This window comes from Bradyrhizobium sp. CCBAU 051011 (assembly GCF_009930815.1).
Classification (GTDB): Bacteria; Pseudomonadota; Alphaproteobacteria; order Rhizobiales; family Xanthobacteraceae; genus Bradyrhizobium.
In genome coordinates this window covers 6,092,537-6,110,331 of sequence record NZ_CP022222.1, presented here as the reverse complement: position 1 = coordinate 6,110,331, position 17,795 = coordinate 6,092,537, and the positions used below count along the sequence as shown (strand labels likewise).

Annotated in this window: 17 protein-coding genes, 2 tRNA genes and 1 pseudogene; 5 read left to right on the top strand and 15 right to left on the bottom strand. The window is 62.5% G+C overall.

Going from position 1 to position 17,795, the window contains the following annotated elements; genetic code table 11:
• A complete protein-coding gene (locus ACH79_RS28590; RefSeq protein WP_161853910.1) occupies positions 1 to 1,389 on the bottom strand; it encodes a class II 3-deoxy-7-phosphoheptulonate synthase in 1,389 nt (462 codons plus the stop codon).
• Positions 1,390 to 1,562: 173 nt separating this feature from the next.
• Between ACH79_RS28590 and ACH79_RS28585 the strand changes: the two are divergent.
• Together ACH79_RS28585 and ACH79_RS28580 are read left to right on the top strand one after the other, a co-directional pair.
• Positions 1,563 to 2,467: pseudogene (locus tag ACH79_RS28585) on the top strand (alpha/beta fold hydrolase).
• Between the two features lie 207 nt (positions 2,468 to 2,674).
• Positions 2,675 to 3,001: a hypothetical protein gene (locus ACH79_RS28580; RefSeq protein ID WP_161853909.1), complete on the top strand. Its 327-nt coding sequence runs from the start codon at positions 2,675 to 2,677 to the stop codon at positions 2,999 to 3,001.
• An 11-nt stretch (positions 3,002 to 3,012) separates the two neighbouring features.
• Here ACH79_RS28580 and ACH79_RS28575 read toward each other — a convergent pair whose 3' ends face one another.
• The 3 genes from ACH79_RS28575 to ACH79_RS44355 form a co-directional block, all read right to left on the bottom strand.
• Positions 3,013 to 3,405, bottom strand: coding sequence for a RidA family protein (locus ACH79_RS28575; protein ID WP_161853908.1), 393 nt, complete (start codon positions 3,403 to 3,405; stop codon positions 3,013 to 3,015).
• A gap of 128 nt (positions 3,406 to 3,533) precedes the next feature.
• Complete coding sequence (locus ACH79_RS28570; protein ID WP_246738171.1) at positions 3,534 to 4,265, bottom strand: LysR substrate-binding domain-containing protein; 732 nt, start codon at positions 4,263 to 4,265, stop codon at positions 3,534 to 3,536.
• Positions 4,214 to 4,426 (bottom strand): LysR family transcriptional regulator, encoded by a 213-nt coding sequence (locus ACH79_RS44355; protein WP_246738170.1) that lies wholly within the window; start codon positions 4,424 to 4,426, stop codon positions 4,214 to 4,216. Before ACH79_RS44355 ends, ACH79_RS28570 begins: the two co-directional genes overlap by 52 nt.
• A 206-nt stretch (positions 4,427 to 4,632) precedes the next feature.
• Here ACH79_RS44355 and ACH79_RS28565 point away from each other — a divergent pair, with 206 nt between their 5' ends.
• The gene (locus tag ACH79_RS28565; protein ID WP_161853907.1) at positions 4,633 to 5,796 is read left to right on the top strand and encodes a mandelate racemase/muconate lactonizing enzyme family protein; all 1,164 of its coding nucleotides are present in this window, start codon (positions 4,633 to 4,635) and stop codon (positions 5,794 to 5,796) included.
• 26 nt (positions 5,797 to 5,822) lie between these two features.
• Here the strand turns inward: ACH79_RS28565 and ACH79_RS28560 are convergent, their stop codons facing one another.
• The 7 genes from ACH79_RS28560 to ACH79_RS28530 form a co-directional block, all read right to left on the bottom strand.
• Entirely contained in the window at positions 5,823 to 7,049 is a 1,227-nt protein-coding gene (locus ACH79_RS28560; RefSeq protein WP_161853906.1) for a CaiB/BaiF CoA-transferase family protein, read from the bottom strand.
• Positions 7,050 to 7,311: 262 nt separating this feature from the next.
• Entirely contained in the window at positions 7,312 to 9,693 is a 2,382-nt protein-coding gene (locus tag ACH79_RS28555; RefSeq protein ID WP_161853905.1) for an ABC transporter substrate-binding protein, read from the bottom strand.
• Between the two features lie 381 nt (positions 9,694 to 10,074).
• Positions 10,075 to 12,297, bottom strand: a complete 2,223-nt coding sequence (locus ACH79_RS28550; RefSeq protein ID WP_246738735.1) for an ABC transporter substrate-binding protein — start codon at positions 12,295 to 12,297, stop codon at positions 10,075 to 10,077.
• Positions 12,298 to 12,661: 364 nt separating this feature from the next.
• On the bottom strand, positions 12,662 to 13,039 hold the full coding sequence (locus ACH79_RS28545; RefSeq protein WP_161853903.1) for a YbaN family protein: 378 nt from the start codon (positions 13,037 to 13,039) through the stop codon (positions 12,662 to 12,664).
• Between the two features lie 76 nt (positions 13,040 to 13,115).
• Complete coding sequence (locus ACH79_RS28540; RefSeq protein ID WP_161853902.1) at positions 13,116 to 13,505, bottom strand: hypothetical protein; 390 nt, start codon at positions 13,503 to 13,505, stop codon at positions 13,116 to 13,118.
• A 112-nt stretch (positions 13,506 to 13,617) separates the two neighbouring features.
• A tRNA-Gly gene (locus tag ACH79_RS28535) sits at positions 13,618 to 13,691 on the bottom strand.
• A 296-nt stretch (positions 13,692 to 13,987) separates the two neighbouring features.
• Positions 13,988 to 14,185: a hypothetical protein gene (locus tag ACH79_RS28530; protein WP_161853901.1), complete on the bottom strand. Its 198-nt coding sequence runs from the start codon at positions 14,183 to 14,185 to the stop codon at positions 13,988 to 13,990.
• Between the two features lie 221 nt (positions 14,186 to 14,406).
• Here ACH79_RS28530 and ACH79_RS28525 point away from each other — a divergent pair, with 221 nt between their 5' ends.
• Positions 14,407 to 14,802: a YciI family protein gene (locus ACH79_RS28525; RefSeq protein WP_161853900.1), complete on the top strand. Its 396-nt coding sequence runs from the start codon at positions 14,407 to 14,409 to the stop codon at positions 14,800 to 14,802.
• 71 nt (positions 14,803 to 14,873) lie between these two features.
• On the opposite strand, the gene ACH79_RS28520 is transcribed toward ACH79_RS28525, so the two are convergent.
• Both ACH79_RS28520 and ACH79_RS28515 read right to left on the bottom strand, forming a co-directional pair.
• Positions 14,874 to 15,257 carry a hypothetical protein gene (locus ACH79_RS28520; protein WP_161853899.1) on the bottom strand — a complete coding sequence of 128 codons (384 nt, stop codon included), beginning with the start codon at positions 15,255 to 15,257 and terminating at the stop codon, positions 14,874 to 14,876.
• Between the two features lie 318 nt (positions 15,258 to 15,575).
• Positions 15,576 to 15,661, bottom strand: a tRNA-Tyr gene (locus ACH79_RS28515).
• 204 nt (positions 15,662 to 15,865) lie between these two features.
• Here ACH79_RS28515 and rlmB point away from each other — a divergent pair.
• The gene (gene rlmB, locus ACH79_RS28510) at positions 15,866 to 16,693 is read left to right on the top strand and encodes a 23S rRNA (guanosine(2251)-2'-O)-methyltransferase RlmB (protein WP_161853898.1); all 828 of its coding nucleotides are present in this window, start codon (positions 15,866 to 15,868) and stop codon (positions 16,691 to 16,693) included.
• 54 nt (positions 16,694 to 16,747) lie between these two features.
• Here rlmB and ACH79_RS28505 read toward each other — a convergent pair whose 3' ends face one another.
• Positions 16,748 to 17,119: a hypothetical protein gene (locus ACH79_RS28505; protein WP_161853897.1), complete on the bottom strand. Its 372-nt coding sequence runs from the start codon at positions 17,117 to 17,119 to the stop codon at positions 16,748 to 16,750.
• Positions 17,120 to 17,159: 40 nt separating this feature from the next.
• Positions 17,160 to 17,606: a hypothetical protein gene (locus ACH79_RS28500; RefSeq protein WP_161853896.1), complete on the bottom strand. Its 447-nt coding sequence runs from the start codon at positions 17,604 to 17,606 to the stop codon at positions 17,160 to 17,162.
• Between the last annotated feature and the right edge of the window lie 189 nt (positions 17,607 to 17,795).

Genomic DNA, 17,795 nt, shown 5'->3' with positions numbered 1-17,795 from the left:
TCAAAGTCCCGCTGCGGCCGGCATCGGCTTGTCCTTACCGGCGCGTTCCTGCTTGAGCAGTTCGGCGATCAGGAAGGCCATGTCGATCGATTGTTCGGCGTTGAGGCGGGGATCGCAGACCGTGTGATAGCGGTCGTTGAGGTCCTCGTCGGTGATGGCGCGGGCGCCGCCGATGCATTCGGTGACGTCTTGCCCGGTCATTTCCAGGTGCACGCCGCCGGCATGCGTCCCCTCCGCCGCGTGAATGGCGAAGAACGACTTCACCTCCGACAGCACGCGATCGAACGGCCGGGTCTTGTAGCCCGAGGTCGAGGTGATGGTGTTGCCGTGCATGGGGTCGCACGACCAGACCACGACCCGCCCTTCCCGCTGCACGGCACGGATCAGCGGCGCGAGATGATCGCCGACCTTGTCCGAGCCGAAGCGGTTGATCAGCGTCAGCCGTCCGGGCTCGTTGTCCGGATTGAGGATGTCGATCAGCTTCAACAGCTCGTCCGGCTTCAGCGAGGGGCCGCATTTCAGGCCGATCGGGTTCTTGATGCCGCGGAAATATTCGACGTGGCCGTGATCGAGTTGGCGGGTGCGGTCGCCGATCCAGATCATGTGGCCGGAGGTGGCGTACCAGTCGCCGGTGGTGGAATCGACCCGCGTCATCGCCTGCTCGTAGCCGAGCAGCAGCGCCTCATGGCTGGTGTAGAAATCGGTGGCGCGCAGTTCGGGATGGCTTTCCAGATCAAGCCCGCAAGCGCGCATGAAGTTCAGCGCGTCCGAAATGCGGTCCGCCAGCTCCTTGTAGCGCCGCGACTGCGGGGAATCCTTGAGGAAGCCAAGCATCCACTGATGGACGCTGCCGAGATTGGCAAAGCCGCCGGTGGCAAACGCGCGCAACAGGTTAAGCGTCGCAGCCGACTGCCGGTAGGCCATCAACTGGCGCTGCGGATCCGGGATGCGCGCTTCCGGAGTGAAGGCGATGTCGTTGATGATGTCGCCGCGGTAGCTCGGCAGCTCGACGCCGCCAACCTTCTCGGTATTCGACGAGCGCGGTTTGGCGAACTGCCCGGCGATGCGGCCGACCTTCACCACCGGCAGCGCGCCGGCATAGGTCAGGACGACAGCCATCTGCAGCAGCACGCGGAAGAAGTCTCGGATGTTGTTGGCGCCATGCTCGGCAAAGCTCTCGGCGCAATCGCCGCCCTGCAGCAGGAAAGCTTCGCCGGCGGCGACGCGCGCCAGCGCCTTCTTCAGGCTGCGGGCTTCGCCGGCGAACACCAGCGGGGGAAACGTGGCGAGCTGCGCCTCGACATCGGCCAATGCCTTGGCATCGGGATATTCCGGGACCTGCAGCACCGGCCTGGTGCGCCAGCTATCGGGCGTCCACCGCTCGGACATGACCTTAACTCCTGAGCAAAAACCGCAACTTAATGGCGATTGTGAAGGGCCGGTTTATACACAGGCCTGTGACCGACCGCCAGTTAGATTTCAGGTATCCCCATCAAGCCCTTGCGGTAAAAGCCGAATTCGCATTTGCTGGGGCCGCTCGCGAAAGCTGAGGAGAAGAAGCAGTGGCCGAGCCGGGGCTGGACGACGTTTTTAGCGACGACATCACGGTGCCCGCGACGGACGGATACCCCTTGGCCGCGACGCTGTTTCTGCCCCGCGGGGCCAAGCGCCAGGCCGTCCTGATCAATTCGGCGACCGCGGTCCCCCGAAAACTCTACCGCGGCTTTGCCAGCTACCTCGCCAACCGCGGCTGCGCGGTTCTGACCTACGACTACCGCGGCACCGGCATTCCAGGCAGAAGGCGACGACCGGCACCGTCAGGCCGAAATCGCTGGTCGGCTTCAAGGCCTCGATGTCGGACTGGGCGGCGCAGGACATCACCGCGGCAGTCGCCTGGATGCGCGAGCGTTACAAGGCGCTGCCCTTCGCCTATGTCGGACATTCGTTCGGCGGCCAGGCCCTCGGTCTATTGCCGAACAATTCGCAGATTTCGCGCGCGCTGTTCGTCGCCGCCCAGGCCGGCTACTGGAAACTGATGGCCTCGCCTGAGCGCTACCGCGTCTACGCCATGCTGAATTTTGTCGGCAGTCCCCTCACCCGCGCGCTCGGCTACATGCCGGGCAAGGCCGGCCTTGGCATGGACCTGCCGAAGGATGCCTTCCTGCAATGGGTCGGCTGGGTGATGAGCCCGCGCTATCTGTTCGACGATGCCAGGCTTAACGCCTTGCAGAATTTTCCGAACTACAGAGGTGCCTTGCGCGCGCTCTGCATGGCCGACGATCCCTGGGCGACGCGGCCCGCGGTCGAATTGCTGTGCGCGGGGTTTACGTCGATCAAGCCCGAGATCATCACCGTGAGGCCTGCGGATGCCCGCACTGAGAAGATCGGGCATCTCGGTTTTTTCAAGCCCGAGCATCGCGCCACGCTGTGGCGCGGCGCCGCGGAATGGATTGAGGCGGTGGAATAGCGGCCGCATGCTCAACTGCGTAGGATGGGTGGAGCGAAGCGATACCCATCAATCGCGTGCGCCCATAGGTGATGGGTTTCGCTTCGCTCTACCCATCCTACGATCTGTGTGACTTCGCGATTGAGCGGGAACAGAGCGCCAGCCCCACCGTTGTCGCGCCGGGAAAACTGCCCCTCATCACTGCCGACATATTGGAAGGAACTGCCGATGCCAACCCAGCCGACCATTGCGCGCATCTGGCGGGGCCGGACGCGGCCCGACGTCGCGGACAGCTATGAAGCCTATATCAAGACGGACGGAATCCCGCCGCTGGAGAAGACCGCGCTCGGCGTTCAGCTATTCCGGGAGGATCGCGAGCACGAGAGCTGGTTCACGACCATCTCCTATTGGCCGGACCTTAAGTCGATGACGGCTTTCACCAAGGGCGAGCCGACCAAGGTTCATCATCTCGCGCGCGACGCAGAATTCCTGATCGAGCTGCCGGAGTTCATCCAGATCCACCGGATCCTCGTTGATCGTCAGGGCCTGCGCTGAACTGGAAGGCCCTACGTCACCGCGACGCAGTCGATCTCGATATCGAATGGCGCGAACCATTCGGGCACGCAAACGAAGATGCGCGCCGGCGGATCTTCCGGAAAGTAGCGCGCATAGATCGCATTGACGGCCGCGAAGTGCGCAACCGAGGTGCAGTAGACGTTGCACTTCATCACATTCTGCAGCGACGTGCCCGCGGTCTCCAGGCATAGTTTGAGTTGCTGGAGGACGAGTTCTGTCTGACGCTCGATCGGGCCGGTGAAGAGTTCGCCGGTCTCGGGATCGAACGGCGGCAGGCCCGAGACGAAGACCATGCCACCGCCGCGCGTCACCGGCGAGACCGGCGCATTCCGCTTCGCAAGCCAGGACGACATCGGCTCGACACGAATGACTTCCCGTTTCATCGTTACACCTCTCGAGCGGATCGATCGAGGGTGCATGCTAGCGCAATTCTACGCCAGCATGCTTCGATTTGGGTAGAAGTGTCGACGTCGAGATCAGAGCGGCGCCTGACCCGCTGAATTGAACAACGTCAGTTGCGCTCGAAGGCCGACCAGATCGCTTCGACCGCCTTGCTCTGACGCGCCGCGGGACGAAACAGGCGGATTTCGATCGGTATCTGAAATTCGAGTTTGCCGGCTTCAACCAGCAGCCCGGCCGAGATGTCCTCCTCCGCCAACGTCCGGGGCAGCCATGCCACGCCATCTCCCGCGCGGGCCATCGACAGCAGCGTGGCGGCAAGATGCGACGTAAAGACCGTCTCAAGCGCGAAAGGACGATCTTTCGCACCCCATTGAGCTGCGACGATCCGGCCCAACCCTGATTGCGCGCTATAGGCAAGGTACTTCACCGGTTCGCCGCGACGAAGCCTCCACCGCGCAACGCCGTTTGCGGCAGGCGCGCTCAACGGAAGGAGCGTGTCGGCGCCGACCGCGATGCTCCTGAATTGGCCGGACCCGATCCGGCTGCTCATGTTCTTGTGGTGATGACAAAGCAGAAACTGCGCGTCGCCCCGCAACATCATCTGCTCGCACGCCTGCATGCTGTCGGAGATCAGGTTGAGGTTGCCGAGCGCCAAAACCTTGTCGTTGCGGCGGACCCATTTCGGGAAAAACGTGAAGGAAAGCGCGTGCGTCGCCGCGATCGACAACGGCCTGACGTGGCGCTCGGAGACTTCGAGCGTGTCGCGCCGGAGCTGGTGCAGGGCCCGGGTCAGGACCTCCGCCTGATCGTGGAAATGTTTGCCTGCAGGCGTGAGCGCCACGCCGTGTGTCGTGCGGGTAAACAAGCCGCGCCGACCCATCCCTCAAGTGCGCGAATCCTGCGGCTGAAGGCTGGCTGCGTGACGTGGCGTAACTCCGCCGCCCTGGAAAAATTCAGGGTTTCCGCGAGCGCCAGATAGTCCTCAAACCAGATCAATTCCATTGGTAATGCCAAATGAACATAACCAGTTGCGGGAATAGCATTAGCCCGGCGCGAAATACAGCTCTAACGTTCCCTCGAACGAGGGCAACAGCCGAAGCCCCTTGTCAGATGCGCTGCTGGTGAGAGCACCTTCGGTACAGCCGTTTCCGGCATAGCCAGTTCAGCGAGCGGATCTGGCGATCTGCGAGTCACACGGAAGGAATCCCATGCGTATTGTCGATGTCGTCGAAATCACCAAGCCGATCGCCTCTCCGATCCGGAATGCCTACATCGACTTTTCGAAGATGACGGCGAGCCTGGTCGCCGTTGTGACGGATGTCGTGCGCGACGGCCGCCGCGTGGTCGGATACGGTTTCAATTCCAACGGCCGCTATGGTCAGGGCGGCCTGATCCGGGAACGCTTTCGCAATCGTATTATCGAGGCCGAATCCAGCAGCTTTCTCGACGACAGCGGCGCCAATCTCGATCCACATCGCATCTGGGCGGCGATGATGTCCAACGAAAAGCCCGGCGGGCACGGTGAGCGTTCCGTGGCTGTCGGCACGCTCGACATGGCTATATGGGACGCGGTTGCGAAGATCGCGGGCAAGCCGCTGTTTCGCCTTCTCGCCGAAAGGAAGGGCTGCGAGGCCAATCCCAAAGTCTTCGTGTATGCGGCAGGCGGCTACTACTACCCTGGCAAGGACAATTCCGCGCTACGAGCGGAAATGCGCGGCTATCTCAACCGCGGCTACAACGTGGTGAAAATGAAGATCGGCGGCGCGTCGATCGACGAAGATCGTGGGCGGATCGAGGCCGTGCTGAAGGAAATCGGTTCGCAAGCGCGGCTTGCCGTCGATGCCAACGGACGCTTCGATCTTGAGACCGCCATCGCCTACGCGAAGATGCTGCGTGACTATCCGCTGTTCTGGTATGAGGAGGCCGGCGATCCCCTCGACTACGCGCTGCAGGCCGCTCTCTCGGAATTCTATCCGGGCCCGATGGCGACGGGCGAGAATCTGTTCTCACACCAGGATGCGCGCAACCTGCTCCGCTACGGCGGCATGCGGCCCGACCGCGATTGGCTGCAGTTCGATTGCGCGCTGTCGTACGGGCTTGTCGAATATCTCCGAACACTCGATGTCCTGGCGCAGCACGGCTGGTCGCCGTCCCGTTGCATCCCCCATGGCGGGCACCAGATGTCGCTGAACATTGCGGCAGGCCTCGGCCTGGGCGGCAATGAGAGCTACCCGGACCTCTTTCAGCCCTATGGCGGCTTCCCCGACTCCGTTCGCGTCGAGGACGGCCACATCATCATGCCGGATCTGCCGGGCATCGGCTTCGAAGGCAAATCCGACCTGATCAAGGTCATGCGCGAACTGGCCGAGTAAAGGCAGCGTCGCGGCTGGGGTGCAGTTTAGACGATCTTTTGCGCCTTCAACGCTTCCACCTTGGCTGCGTCGTAGCCGATCGTCGCCAGCACGTCCTTCGTATCAGCACCGAGCAGCGGCGGCGCGCGGTAGGTCTTCACCGGGGTGCCGGAGAAGGTGATGGCATTGCGGATCAGCGACAGGTCGGACTCGAAGGGGTGGTCGACCTTGACCTGCATGCCGCGCGAGCGGACATGCTCATCGGAAAACACCTGCGAGAAATCGTTGATCGGGCCTGAGGGCACGCCGGCCTTCTCCAGTTCTTCCAGCCAATGGGTGACGGGCTTCTTCAGGAAGTGACCGGCGAAGATTGCCATGATCTCCTTGCCGTGCACGACGCGGTCGTTGTTCTTGACGAAGCGCGGATCGGTCGCGAGTTCAGGCGCGCCGAGCACCGCGCAGGTACGCTGGAACTGACCGTCATTGCCGACCACCAGCATCAGTTCGCCATCGGTGCAGCGGAATACGCCCGCCGGCATGCCGCCATTGCCCCAGGTGCCGCGCCGCGGCGGGGTCTGGCCGTTGACGAGGAAGATCTGCGCATAATGCGACAGCGCAGCGATCACGGTGTCGAACAGGCAGACGTCGACATGCTGCCCCTCCCCGCCATTGGCCTTGCGGTGATAGAGCGCTGCCAGAATGCCGATCGAGGAGTTCATGCCGGTCATGTAGTCGACGATGGAGGGGCCGACCTTCATCGGACCGGCACCCGGCTCGCCGTCAATATGGCCGGTGACGCTCATCAGCCCGCCCATCGCCTGCAGGATCGCGTCATAGCCGGCGCGCGGCGCATAAGGGCCGGTCTGGCCAAAGCCGGTCACCGAGCAATAGATGATGCCGGGATTGATCGCCTTGATCGATTCGTAATCGAGCTTGTAGCGCTTGAGATCGCCGACCTTGTAGTTCTCCATCATCACGTCGCAGCTCTTGGCGAGCTCGCGGATGATGTCCTGCCCTTCCGGGCTTGCGATATTGACGGTGACGGATTTCTTGTTGCGGTTGGCGCAGAGGTAAAACGAATTGTTGTTGTTCTGCTTGCCCTCGGGGTCCTTGAGGTATGGCGGGCCAAAGGCGCGCGCATCGTCGCCGCCGCCGGGACGTTCGATCTTGATCACCTCTGCGCCGAGATCGGCCAGCATCTGCGCCGACAAGGGCCCCGCGAGCACCCGTGTCAGGTCGAGAATTTTGATGCCCGAAAGTGGCAGAGCCGACATGAACTTCCTCCGAAAGTTTTTGGCGTGGTGGCGCGGGATCGCGTCCGGCGCTTTGATGCTTGCCGATACACTATTTTATACGGCTGAGCCCTGCGTTGTCGGCATGACGCCATCCGTTCGCCACACTCGCCAGCGCGCAAGGCAGCCGGATTGACCGCAGCGTCAATGCGGCATTGCAGGCAAAGGAACAGCCTGGACGTTGCTGAAAACAGAACGGCCCGCCGAGGCGGGCCGTTCCATCGTCAAACCGTAATTACCGTAGCTACCGGTTGCTGCTGGCCTTGGCGCGGCTCGCGCGCCACTCCAGGAATTCGCGGTACAGCGGATCGCGGTCCTGCGGGGCAAGTGCTGTGGGGGCAGCCACCGGGGCCGGTGCCGGCGCCTGGACGGCGCCCGATGCCGCCGACACGGCCGAGCCCGGAGGCAGCGGCATGTTGCGGTCGAGCCATTCCTGCGCCGCCTTGAAGCGCGTCCATCCCGATACCGTCGCGCGCGGTGCCATTTCCTTCCACTTCGGATGGAACGGCGGACGCTGCAACTGCGACACCTTGTCGAACATCGTGTCCACCAGCAGCGCCAGGCGGCGGTAGCGGTCGCTGTTCGGCGCCCAGTTATACGAGGCCAGCACCGCTTCGGCCGCGATCGTCTCGACGAAGCCGCCTTCCGGCACGAGGCCCGGGTAGTCCGCCGACGTAAGCTTGGACGGCAGATATTCCTCCTGGACCTGCTTGGCGTACTCGACCGGGACCAGATGCAGATTGCGATCGGTGATCTGGTTCAGCCACTGCAACGGCTTGCCTTCGATCGCAACGATCGCGTCAACCTCGCCCTTGCGCAGCATGTCCAGCGCCAGCCGCGGCTCCTGATAAATCAGATGCGGCCTGATCCCGAGACGCTCGAACACGTTGATCGCGGTTACGAAGGTCGAGCTGTCGGGCAGATCGACCACCACGGTCTTGCCGTCGAGGTCACGCATGCTGGCGATCGTCCTGGGCGCGAGGACGTGCATTTCCTCGTTGAACATCTTCGCCACATAGACGAACTGGTTGCGGATATCCTTGGCGAAGTCCTTGCGGTCGAGATAGGACAGCGTGTCCTTGCGGACGATGCCGGCATCGACACCCCTCAGCAACAGGATATCCGACACCGCCTGCACCGATCCGCGGCCCATGACGGGCAGGATCCGCAGGCTGGTACCGCTGTCGAGCACGGATGCGAGATCCGCGCCGACCTGGGCATAGGTGGAGCCGAACGAACCCGTCATCAAGCTCACCGTGTTGGCGTTGAGCTGGTTGGCCAGATCGCGCTTGGTGGCGGTGCCGTACTTGAAGATGGTCTTGAAGGAATCGCTGACGGCGCCCGGATCGATGCCGCTTCGCACCGGGCCGAAGTGCTGCCATTGGCCGTTGGTGAAGCGCATCATCCGCATCTGCTCGATCGGCGCATGATCGGACGGGCTGGTATTGATCAGGATGCCCTGTACCATCATCGGAAGCTGGATACCCTTGAGCAAGCGGGCCTGCTTCATGATGTTTTCACGCGACAGGTCGTCGCCGCAGTTCTTCAGGACCTCGACCGTCAACCTGCCGACCAGATAGCCGAGCACGGCCTGGCCGTTGGTCTTGCTCACGCTCGGGACATAGCGCTGCATGAAGGCGCTCCATTCGCGGAACACCGCATCGCCCGCCGCAGCCGAGTCTTCGCCCTCGAGCCTGTAGGCCGCAGACAACAGGCCTTCGGCATTTTGCGGGCCCGCCGGCTGAATCACGGCCGAGTACGAATTGGAGATCGAGGCGGCAAACTGTAGCGGCTTCCAGCCGAGTTCGGCGGCCCGCCGGATCGCCATGACAGCGAATTTCGGCGTGGTGAACTCAATGAGGACGTCGGCGCCGGAGGCCTTCATCTTGGCCATCTGCGCATCGATAGTGGTGTCCGTGACCTTGTAGGGAGCCTCGGCAACGATCGGCATCTTGCCGCCGAGGCCGTCCTTCAGGCCCTTCAGGTATTCCTTGCCCATTCCGTCGTCCTGATAGAGAACGGCGATGCGGCTGCGGGGATGGTTCTCCAGCAGATACTGCGCAAAGATCTGAGCTTCAGCCGTGTAGGTCGGCAGGAAGCCGATGGTCCAGGGAAACTCGCGCGGCTGGTCCCAGGCCGCAGCGCCCGACAAGGCAAAAAGCTGCGGAACCTTCTTTGAGTTCAGATAGGGCTGGATCGCAGCGTTCGTGTTGGTGCCGATGGTCCCCAAGGTCAGGAGGACCTGGTCCTCCTCGACGAGCTTGCGGGTCATCTCCATCGTCTTGGTGGGCTCGTAGGCGTCGTCATAGGTGATCATATTGACCTTGCGGCCATTGATCCCGCCCTCGGCATTGATCTTGTCCAGATAGGCCGCGACGACCTTGGCGATAACGCCGTAGGCGGAGGCCGGACCGGTATAGGGCGCGGTGTTGCCAATGCGGATTTCATTGGGGCCCGGAGGTGCGGCGTGCACCTGATCGCTGATCGCCGAGCCGGCCATCGCGGCCACGACCAATGCGGCCGCTGCATTGCGCCGCGGCGCGGTGAAAAGCCGGCGCAAGGTGCCACGGGCCACTGACCCGGACAATTGCACCGCCGCCCTACTAGTGTCGATCAAAGCCCACATTTACCTGTCCCCCAATACAAACTGTGCCATTTTTCGAGCAGCCAGACGGGCAGCGTTTCAGTCCTACTCGCTGACATTGTGTCTCAATTCGATTGATTTTGTGTCAAGCCCCAGTCGCGGCGCGCAGTTAGTCGACCGTGTGTTCCGCCGCGACAATGCCGACATTAGTGTTACCAAAAGCGTTACCAAACCGGCATCGGCCGCCCCCGCGAACGCGGATTCGCGGCATAGTTGCGCCAATACAACCTGTTATTGGATTCCCGAGCACCCTTGCCGACGATACCGACTAAAATACGGCATGCGTAGGGCGCCGGATTCCAGGAGCAAGGACGGTCCGCCGAAGCGGGCCGTCCTGTGGTCAAACCGTGCTGACCGGCCTGATTACTTGGCGCTGGCCTTGGCGCGGTTGGCACGCCATTCCAGGAACTCGCGATAGAGGGGATCGCGTTCCTGCGGCGCAAGTGCTGTGGCCGGCGCAGCACCCGATGCTGCCGACACGGCTGAACCCGCAGCCAGCGGCATGTTGCGGTCGAGCCATTCCTGCGCCGCCTTGAAGCGCGTCCATCCCGATACCGTCGCGCGCGGTGCCATTTCCTTCCACTTCGGATGGAACGGCGGACGCTGCAACTGCGACACCTTGTCGAACATCGTGTCCACCAGCAGCGACAGGCGGCGGTAGCGATCGCTGTTCGGCGCCCAGTTATACGAGGCCAGCACCGCTTCGGCCGCAACCGTCTCGACCGATCCACCTTCCGCCACCAGATTCGGATAGTCCGCCGACGAAAGCTTGGACGGCAGATACTCCTCCTGCAGAGTCTTGGCGTACTCGACCGGGACCAAATGCAGGTTGCGGTCGTTGATCTGGTTCAGCCACTGCAACGGCTTGCCTTCGATCGCAACGATCGCGTCAACCTCGCCCTTGCGCAGCATGTCCACCGCCAGCCGCGGCTCCTGATAAATCAGATGCGGCCGGATACCGAGACGCTCGAACACGTTGATCGCGGTCACGAAGGTCGAGCTGTCGGGCAGATCGACCACCACGGTCTTGCCGTCGAGATCCCGCATGCTGGTGATCGTTTTCGGCGCAAGTACATGCATTTCCTCGTTGAACATCTTGGCGACGTAGACGAACTGGTTGCGGATGTCCTTGGCGAAGTCCTTGCGGTCGAGATAGGCAAGCGTGTCCTTGCGGACGATGCCGACGTCGACGCCGCGCAGCAGGAGGATGTCCGCCACCGCCTGAACCGATCCGCGGCCCATGACGGGCAGGATCCGCAGATGGGTGCCGTTGTCGAGCACGGACGCGAGATCCGCGCCGACCTGCGCATAGGTCGAACCGAACGAACCCGTCATCAGGCTGACGGTGTTGGCGTTGAGCTGGTTGGCCAGATCGCGCTTGGTGGCGGTGCCGTACTTGAAGATGGTCTTGAAGGATTCGCTGACGGTGCCCGGATCGATGCCGCTTCGCACCGGCCCAAAGAACTGCCAGTGTCCACCGGTGAAGCGCATCATCCGCATCTGCTCGATCGTCGCATGATCGGATGCGCTGGTGTTGATCAGGATGCCCGGCACCATCATGGGAATCTGCAAGCCCTTGATCGAGCGGGCCTGCTTCATGATGTTTTCGCGCGAGAAGTCGTCGCCGCAGTTCTTCAGCACCTCGATAACGAGCCTGGAGTTCAGATAGGCGTAGACGGCCTGGCCGTTCGACTTGCTGATGCTCGGGACATAGCGCTCCATGAAGGCGCTCCATTCGCGGAACACCGCGGGCCCGACGGCCTGCGCGTCCTCACCCTCCAGGCGGTACATCGCCGACATGATTCCTTCGGCGTTTTCCACGCCCGCCGGCACCATCACCGACGATACCGATTCGGATACCGAGGCGAGGAAATGGATCGGCTTCCAGCCGAGCTCGGCATTTCGTTTGATCGCCATGGTGGCGAATTTCGGCGTCGTGAATTGCATGAAGACGTCGGCGCCCGAAGCCTTGAGCTTGGCGATCTGGGCGTCGATATTGGTGTCCGTCACCTTGTACGGTGCCTCGGCCACGATTGGAATCTTGCCGCCGAGACCGTCCTTCAGGCCTTTGAGGTAGTCCTTGCCGAAACCGTCGTCCTGATAGAGCACCGCGACCTTGCTGCGCGGATGGTTCTCCAGGAGATACTGCGAATAGATGTGGGCTTCGGTCTGGTAGCTGGGCAGGAAGCCCATGGTCCAGGGAAAGTCGCGTGGCTGGTCCCACATGGTCGCGCCCGAGGCGACGAAGAGCTGCGGGATTTTCTTGGCATTCAAATAGGGATGAACGGCCTGGCTGGTATTGGTGCCGAGGCTCGCCAGGATAAAGAGAACGTTGTCTTCCTCGACGAGCTTGCGGGTCGCCTCCATCGTCTTGGTCGGATTGTAGGCGTCATCATAGGAGATGAAATTGATCTTGCGCCCCCTGATGCCACCCTCGGCGTTGACCTTCTCGAAATAGGCCGCCATCACCTTGCCGATGACGCCATAGGCGGAAGCCGGGCCGGTATAGGGCATGGTATTGCCGATCCGGATCTCGTTGGCGCCCGGGCCCGCCGCCAGGCCCTGCCCGAAAGCCGGCCCCGCCATTGCGGCCAGCAACAGCGCCGTAGCCGCCCTGCCCAAAGGCGCGGCGAAAAGCCGGCGCACGGCCCCACCTGCCGGAGACCAGGATATTTGCTCGATCTGTCGACGTGAATCGATACTAGCCCGCATAGCGGCGCCCCCTTTTGTATCCCCACAATGTATTTTTATTGTTTTTGTTTTACGTGCTGCGCATCGCACGAGTGGACAGCGTTTCAACGCTAGTCGCCGACATTGTGTCTCAATCGGACTGATTTTGTGGCGAGCCCAGGCGTTCCGTGCGGCGTGGTTACCGCGCGTGTCGACCGAGAAATGCACGGGATCGCCGCTAACCCTTCACCTGCCCACGTAATCGCAGATGCCCTGCCTGCTAGATCGAGGAATCCTGATCGGCCATCGCCGGACGCGATACCACGTATCCGGCACAGGCAAGGAACAGCAGCGCCACAGCCGCGGCAAGGGGCAGCGATGGATCGACGCTGTACCAGAACACGACAAACCCGATCGTCATTCCCGCGCACGCCATGGCCTTGGCCGGCCGTGGGATGGCTCCCGCGGCGCGCCAATCCCGCAGCGGTTTGCCAAGTGTCGGATGATCGAGCAGCCATGCCTCGAACCGCGGCGACGAGCGCGCAAAGCACCACGCTGCCACGATCAGGAAAACCACCCCCGGCATCAGCGGCATCACGAGGCCAATCACGCCGAGCGCGACCATCACCCAACCGAGGCTGAAGTAGATGATGCGCATCAGACCTGCCGCCCGCCTGTCTCTTGAAGCAAGGACCGCTCGCTTTCTTGCCTCCTCGCGCCCTTCCCTTCGGACTTCAGAGGCAATTCACAGATGCCAGAACGCCGTTCTCGATGGTGGCAGTAAATGCGACGGGGTCGGGCTTGCCGTCAAGCCAAGTGTAGGTATTTCCCTCGATCTTGCTTGGATTGCCGAGCCGAAAATAAACCTCGCCAATGGAGTCGCCCGTTCTGAGGTCGCGACACCACGCGCTCGGATGAAGCCAAAGGCCGCAATCACCCGCGGCGTAACAGGCACGAGTGACGCATTCGTTCCTTGCGCTTGCCCACTTCCCGGCCATCCACTGACAGACCTCCCCGCCTATCTTTCCTCCGAATATCGGAGGAAGGAACCAAGCGAGCGCCACGGTGCCCGCGGCTGCCACGAGCACAAATGATGCCAGCAGAACTTTCGAACTGACATTCATGGACGCATTCCATTCAGAGGCGATTTGATAGGTCGGTTCGCGTCAAACGCAAACGAGATGGCTGTTGCTGCGCAAATGTGGCTTGTGGAAAATCTGCGGCGGATCAGGGAATTGGAGCGGGTGAAGGGAATCGAACCCTCGTATTCAGCTTGGAAGGCTGCTGCTCTACCATTGAGCTACACCCGCGCTGGCGTTGACCTAACACGCCGTGCCCGCGGCCTCAACCCGCCCCGCCGGCCCCCCTCCGAACACCCTGTGCAGGCCCCACCCCTTAACAGGGGCCGATTCGCCGCCTATATTGCTGCTTCCATCAACAATGAAAGGAGGTGATCCAGTGTCTTATACCAAGCGCTGTCACCTCGCTGGGATCGCCCGCTAGGCCTGTCTGAAGGCTTGGCTCCGGGCGCTCTCAGGCCTGGACCAGCGAGCACAAAAGTTGGAGCGCGGCGGGAGCCATCCCGCCGCGCTTTTTTATTTGCTGATCAAAAGCCGCAGAGATTGACGAAGCGCGGGCGCCGATCGCGGCGGTCTTCGACGATGCGCTCGCCGCCATTGATGGCTGAACTGCCGTAGTAGCGGTGATGGCCGGTGACGTCGTGCCAATCGCCTGACAGCGACGATGACGGCGAGGCGCAGGACCTTGCGGCATCGCATATGATCGTGGCTGGCTTGCTTCGCATGACCGTCTCCGTGAATGGTGCGCGTTGGCTCGCGTTCTGCTCATCAGTCGTGGGCTTGCCAAGGCACGTTCAAGGGGCAACGGATATATCGTGTTTCCGGACTGCTTCGTGGGCTACCCGTTTGTCGGGATCGGCTGCGGCGAAACGTCCTCGGAAGGGCGGCCAGTCCGGCTCGCCTGGAGTTTCGGTTCTGATCGAAAAGCTGTGTGAAGGAGAAAGCGATGCTCTACGCCATGTTGGCCTATCACGTCGAAGCCGAGGTCACGTCCTGGACCCCGCAGGAGGACGCGGCCCTGATGACCGAACTGCTGGCGGTACATGAGCGGCTGAACGCGAAAAAGCTGCTCGGACCGGCGGCACGGCTCGGCGGCACGGCGGAAGCCCGCACCTTGCGCGGTCCGGGCGCGGGAACGGTCATCGACGGGCCGTTTGCCGAGACCAAGGAGCAGTTGCTGGGTCTGTATGTGTTGAATTGCGCCGATGAGGACGAAGCGATCGCGATCGCACGCGACCTGCGCCGCGCCAATCCGTCCGCGGTCTACGAAATCCGCCCGATCAGGCTTTATCTCCCCGGCGAGGCGCTGCCGGAAACGTCGAGCGAACCCGGCCAGGGTTGAAGCTTCGAGCCGGGTTTGAAGAAGCCAGCGCAGGACGGCGCTAAAAGGCACCATCCTGCACGTTGCTTGCATCAATATTGATACTGATATTGCCCCGGGCAAACATACTGACCGTAGCTGTCATAGTAACAGCTAGAGCGGTTGTAGTAGCCGTAAGCGCCCGCTGCAGCAGCCGCGCCGACAGCGGCAGCACCGTAGCCCCAACCCGGACGGTAATAGCCGCGGCCCGGATAACCCGCGATTGGACGACCTGCTATCGGACGGCCCGCTATCGGATGCGATGGCCGTGCGATGCGCCCGGCTTGCATGCCGCCGCCGCGGACGCCAGCGGCGTGAAAGCCGCCCCCGCCGCCACGGAAGCCGCCGCCACCACGGCGAGCGTAGGCGTCATCCGGAATGAGGGTTGCGGTGACCAGAACGGCTGATGCAAAGGCAACAAGAATAGATCGGAGCATGGCGAGTCCCTCCCTGGGGTTGCCGAGGGAGCGTGTGCCGATTGCAGGACACTAGATTGATGTAAATCAACGGATGCAGTCAGAGGTCTTGCCGACAGGGTGATAGGACACAGTTGGGCAATCACATTATCATCGAACTCAAACGACATTCTTGCCGAGCCTTGAGACTCGCGCGCATCGTAGCTCGCTTCGCGAGCGAAACATTGAATCAGATGGCGTTGGGAAAACTGGCTCGCCTAGCCGTAGCTCGCGGCCACAGCCCGCCTTCGCCCGTTGGGCTTCGGCGTGGCAGCCTTCTCTCGCTTCGCGAGCGAAGGCTGGTGGGGAAGGAAGGACTCGAACCTTCGAAGCCATACGGCGGCTGATTTACAGTCAGCTCCCTTTGCCACTCGGGACACTTCCCCGTCCGTCAGCGTCAGGAACCAGCCGCCCGAGTGGCGGAGGACCGGACCATGGATGACGCTGAGGCCGAAAGCGCGGATCGAACCGGCTGCGGCCGGCGCGTTTATGGGCGAAGGGGGGTGGCAAAGTCAACCAACGCGGAGCACCAAAAACGCGCTCATGAGGGCCAAATTGCCATATTCGGGGACCCGTGACACAAGCTCCCCATGAGCGATCGCGACCGAAAGCCGCCGTTCCGCCGTGGTGGCGGCAAACCCTTCGAAAAAGGGCGGAAATTCGCCCGTCCGCCGGGCCAGCGCGACCGGGAATCGAGCCCGGACGGGCCGGTGATTCTCTATGGCTGGCACACGGTCTCGGCCGCCCTGGCCAACCCGGAACGGCGGATCCGAAAACTGTTCCTGACCGAAAACGCCGCCCGGCGGCTGGCGGACGAAAATATCGACACCCGCGTTCCCCCTGACATCGTCCGGCCGAGCGTGATCGACCAGCGGCTCGGCCCCGACGCGGTGCATCAGGGCATGTTGGCGGAGGCCGAGCCCCTGCCCTCGCCGGATATCGATACGCTGCCGCAGCAAGGCATCGTGCTGGTGCTCGATCAGATCACCGATCCGCACAATGTCGGTGCGATCATGCGCTCGGCAGCGGCCTTTGCGGTGAAAGCGATCGTCACCACCGCCCGGCACAGCCCGGAGGCCACCGGCGTGCTGGCAAAATCCGCCTCCGGCGCGCTGGAACTGGTGCCGCTGGTGACGGTGCAGAATCTCGCGCGCGCGCTGACCGAGTTGAACGACCGCGGTTTCATGACGGTGGGGCTGGATAGCGAGGGGACTGAGGACCTCGGCGCGGTGGCGCTACAGCAACCGCTGGCGCTGGTGCTGGGCGCCGAAGGCAAGGGCCTGCGGCAACTGACCCGCGAGACCTGCCGCGTGGTGGCGCGGCTCGACATGCCCGGCGAGATCAAGAGCCTGAACGTCTCGAACGCCGCCGTGCTGGCGCTCTATATCGGCGCGAGCCGATTGGGACTTATGAAATAAGAACGCCCGCTCGCGGAAGCGAACGGGCGTCGAAGCTTTCAAGCTACGAGTGGATCAGTAGTAGCGGCGCAGCACGCGCTGGCCGCGATAATAGCCGTAGCGCTGTGCGCGATAGTACGGACGGTTGTAGCCATAGCCGTAGCCGGAGACCGAACCTTCGCGATAGACGGGATACGGCGCAAAATTGCCGGGACCGCTATAGGTCGGGCCCTGGTTGATCCAATAATACTGCTGCTCCGGATCGGGCAGACGCTCGCGGACCCAGCCGCAGGGGTTGCAGCCGCCATAGCCATAACCATAACCGTAGGCCGCGACCGGGGCGACATAGACCGGCGCTGCGCAAGGGGCGTAATAACCGCAGGCCATCGCGGGTGCTGCGGCCATGACGGCCACCGCCGCCACCAATCCTTTAAGTATCTGACGCATTACTCTCTCCTGTCGATGTTTTTCGTTGTCGTAATTTTTCTCAGCGCGGAAGGCGGTGCGGCCGTCGTCGGTCATCCTGCGGCGCGTAGATGATCTCGGGCGGATCGACGGGCACGTTGGATTGTGCCGGTAGCGGCGCTGACTGCGCCGACCAGGACTGATGGTAACTCTCGGCCGGCTGCGGCAATCTTCGGTTCGCCGGCGGCTCGATTTCGAGGCGCCCGTAACCGGGCATGCGGCCAGCGCTCGGATAATAATGACCGACCTGCGGGACCGGATCGATGTAGCGGCCACCATAAATGGTCGGCTGGACATGGGTGCCCTTGCCGAGGCCCCAGTCGCCCTCGACCACCGCATAGGATGCGTCGATGCCATTAATGATGATGGGAACTCCAGGACGGCCCGGAATCACGATCTCAAAACCGCCGCCGGCGAAGGCCGTCGACGTCATCGCCGCCAAAATTGCCAGTGTCGCGCCAACCCGCATCGCCTGGGATCCCGGTTTCCTAGAGTCCCAATTTAATGCAACTGGCGATTTCAAGGGTTAAGGCGGCTGGCCAAACTGCCGGTAAGGCTAACGCGCAGGGCTGGATCGCCGCTCAATTGCGAGAAATGGCGCTATCCAATCGTTAACGCCGCTGGACCGCACCGCCGCTCGATTGTTATCTGCACGGCG

Coding starts and splice junctions, on each gene's coding strand:
- ACH79_RS28590 (WP_161853910.1), bottom strand. CDS start 1,389: ATGTCCGAGCGGTGGACGCCCGATAGCTGGCGCACCAGGCCGGTGCTG.
- ACH79_RS28580 (WP_161853909.1), top strand. CDS start 2,675: ATGCCAACCCAGCCGACCATTGCGCGCATCTGGCGGGGCCGGACGCGG.
- ACH79_RS28575 (WP_161853908.1), bottom strand. CDS start 3,405: ATGAAACGGGAAGTCATTCGTGTCGAGCCGATGTCGTCCTGGCTTGCG.
- ACH79_RS44355 (WP_246738170.1), bottom strand. CDS start 4,426: ATGGAATTGATCTGGTTTGAGGACTATCTGGCGCTCGCGGAAACCCTG.
- ACH79_RS28565 (WP_161853907.1), top strand. CDS start 4,633: ATGCGTATTGTCGATGTCGTCGAAATCACCAAGCCGATCGCCTCTCCG.
- ACH79_RS28560 (WP_161853906.1), bottom strand. CDS start 7,049: ATGTCGGCTCTGCCACTTTCGGGCATCAAAATTCTCGACCTGACACGG.
- ACH79_RS28555 (WP_161853905.1), bottom strand. CDS start 9,693: ATGTGGGCTTTGATCGACACTAGTAGGGCGGCGGTGCAATTGTCCGGG.
- ACH79_RS28550 (WP_246738735.1), bottom strand. CDS start 12,297: ATGGCGGGGCCGGCTTTCGGGCAGGGCCTGGCGGCGGGCCCGGGCGCC.
- ACH79_RS28545 (WP_161853903.1), bottom strand. CDS start 13,039: ATGCGCATCATCTACTTCAGCCTCGGTTGGGTGATGGTCGCGCTCGGC.
- ACH79_RS28540 (WP_161853902.1), bottom strand. CDS start 13,505: ATGAATGTCAGTTCGAAAGTTCTGCTGGCATCATTTGTGCTCGTGGCA.
- ACH79_RS28530 (WP_161853901.1), bottom strand. CDS start 14,185: ATGCGAAGCAAGCCAGCCACGATCATATGCGATGCCGCAAGGTCCTGC.
- ACH79_RS28525 (WP_161853900.1), top strand. CDS start 14,407: ATGCTCTACGCCATGTTGGCCTATCACGTCGAAGCCGAGGTCACGTCC.
- ACH79_RS28520 (WP_161853899.1), bottom strand. CDS start 15,257: ATGCTCCGATCTATTCTTGTTGCCTTTGCATCAGCCGTTCTGGTCACC.
- rlmB (WP_161853898.1), top strand. CDS start 15,866: ATGAGCGATCGCGACCGAAAGCCGCCGTTCCGCCGTGGTGGCGGCAAA.
- ACH79_RS28505 (WP_161853897.1), bottom strand. CDS start 17,119: ATGCGTCAGATACTTAAAGGATTGGTGGCGGCGGTGGCCGTCATGGCC.
- ACH79_RS28500 (WP_161853896.1), bottom strand. CDS start 17,606: ATGCGGGTTGGCGCGACACTGGCAATTTTGGCGGCGATGACGTCGACG.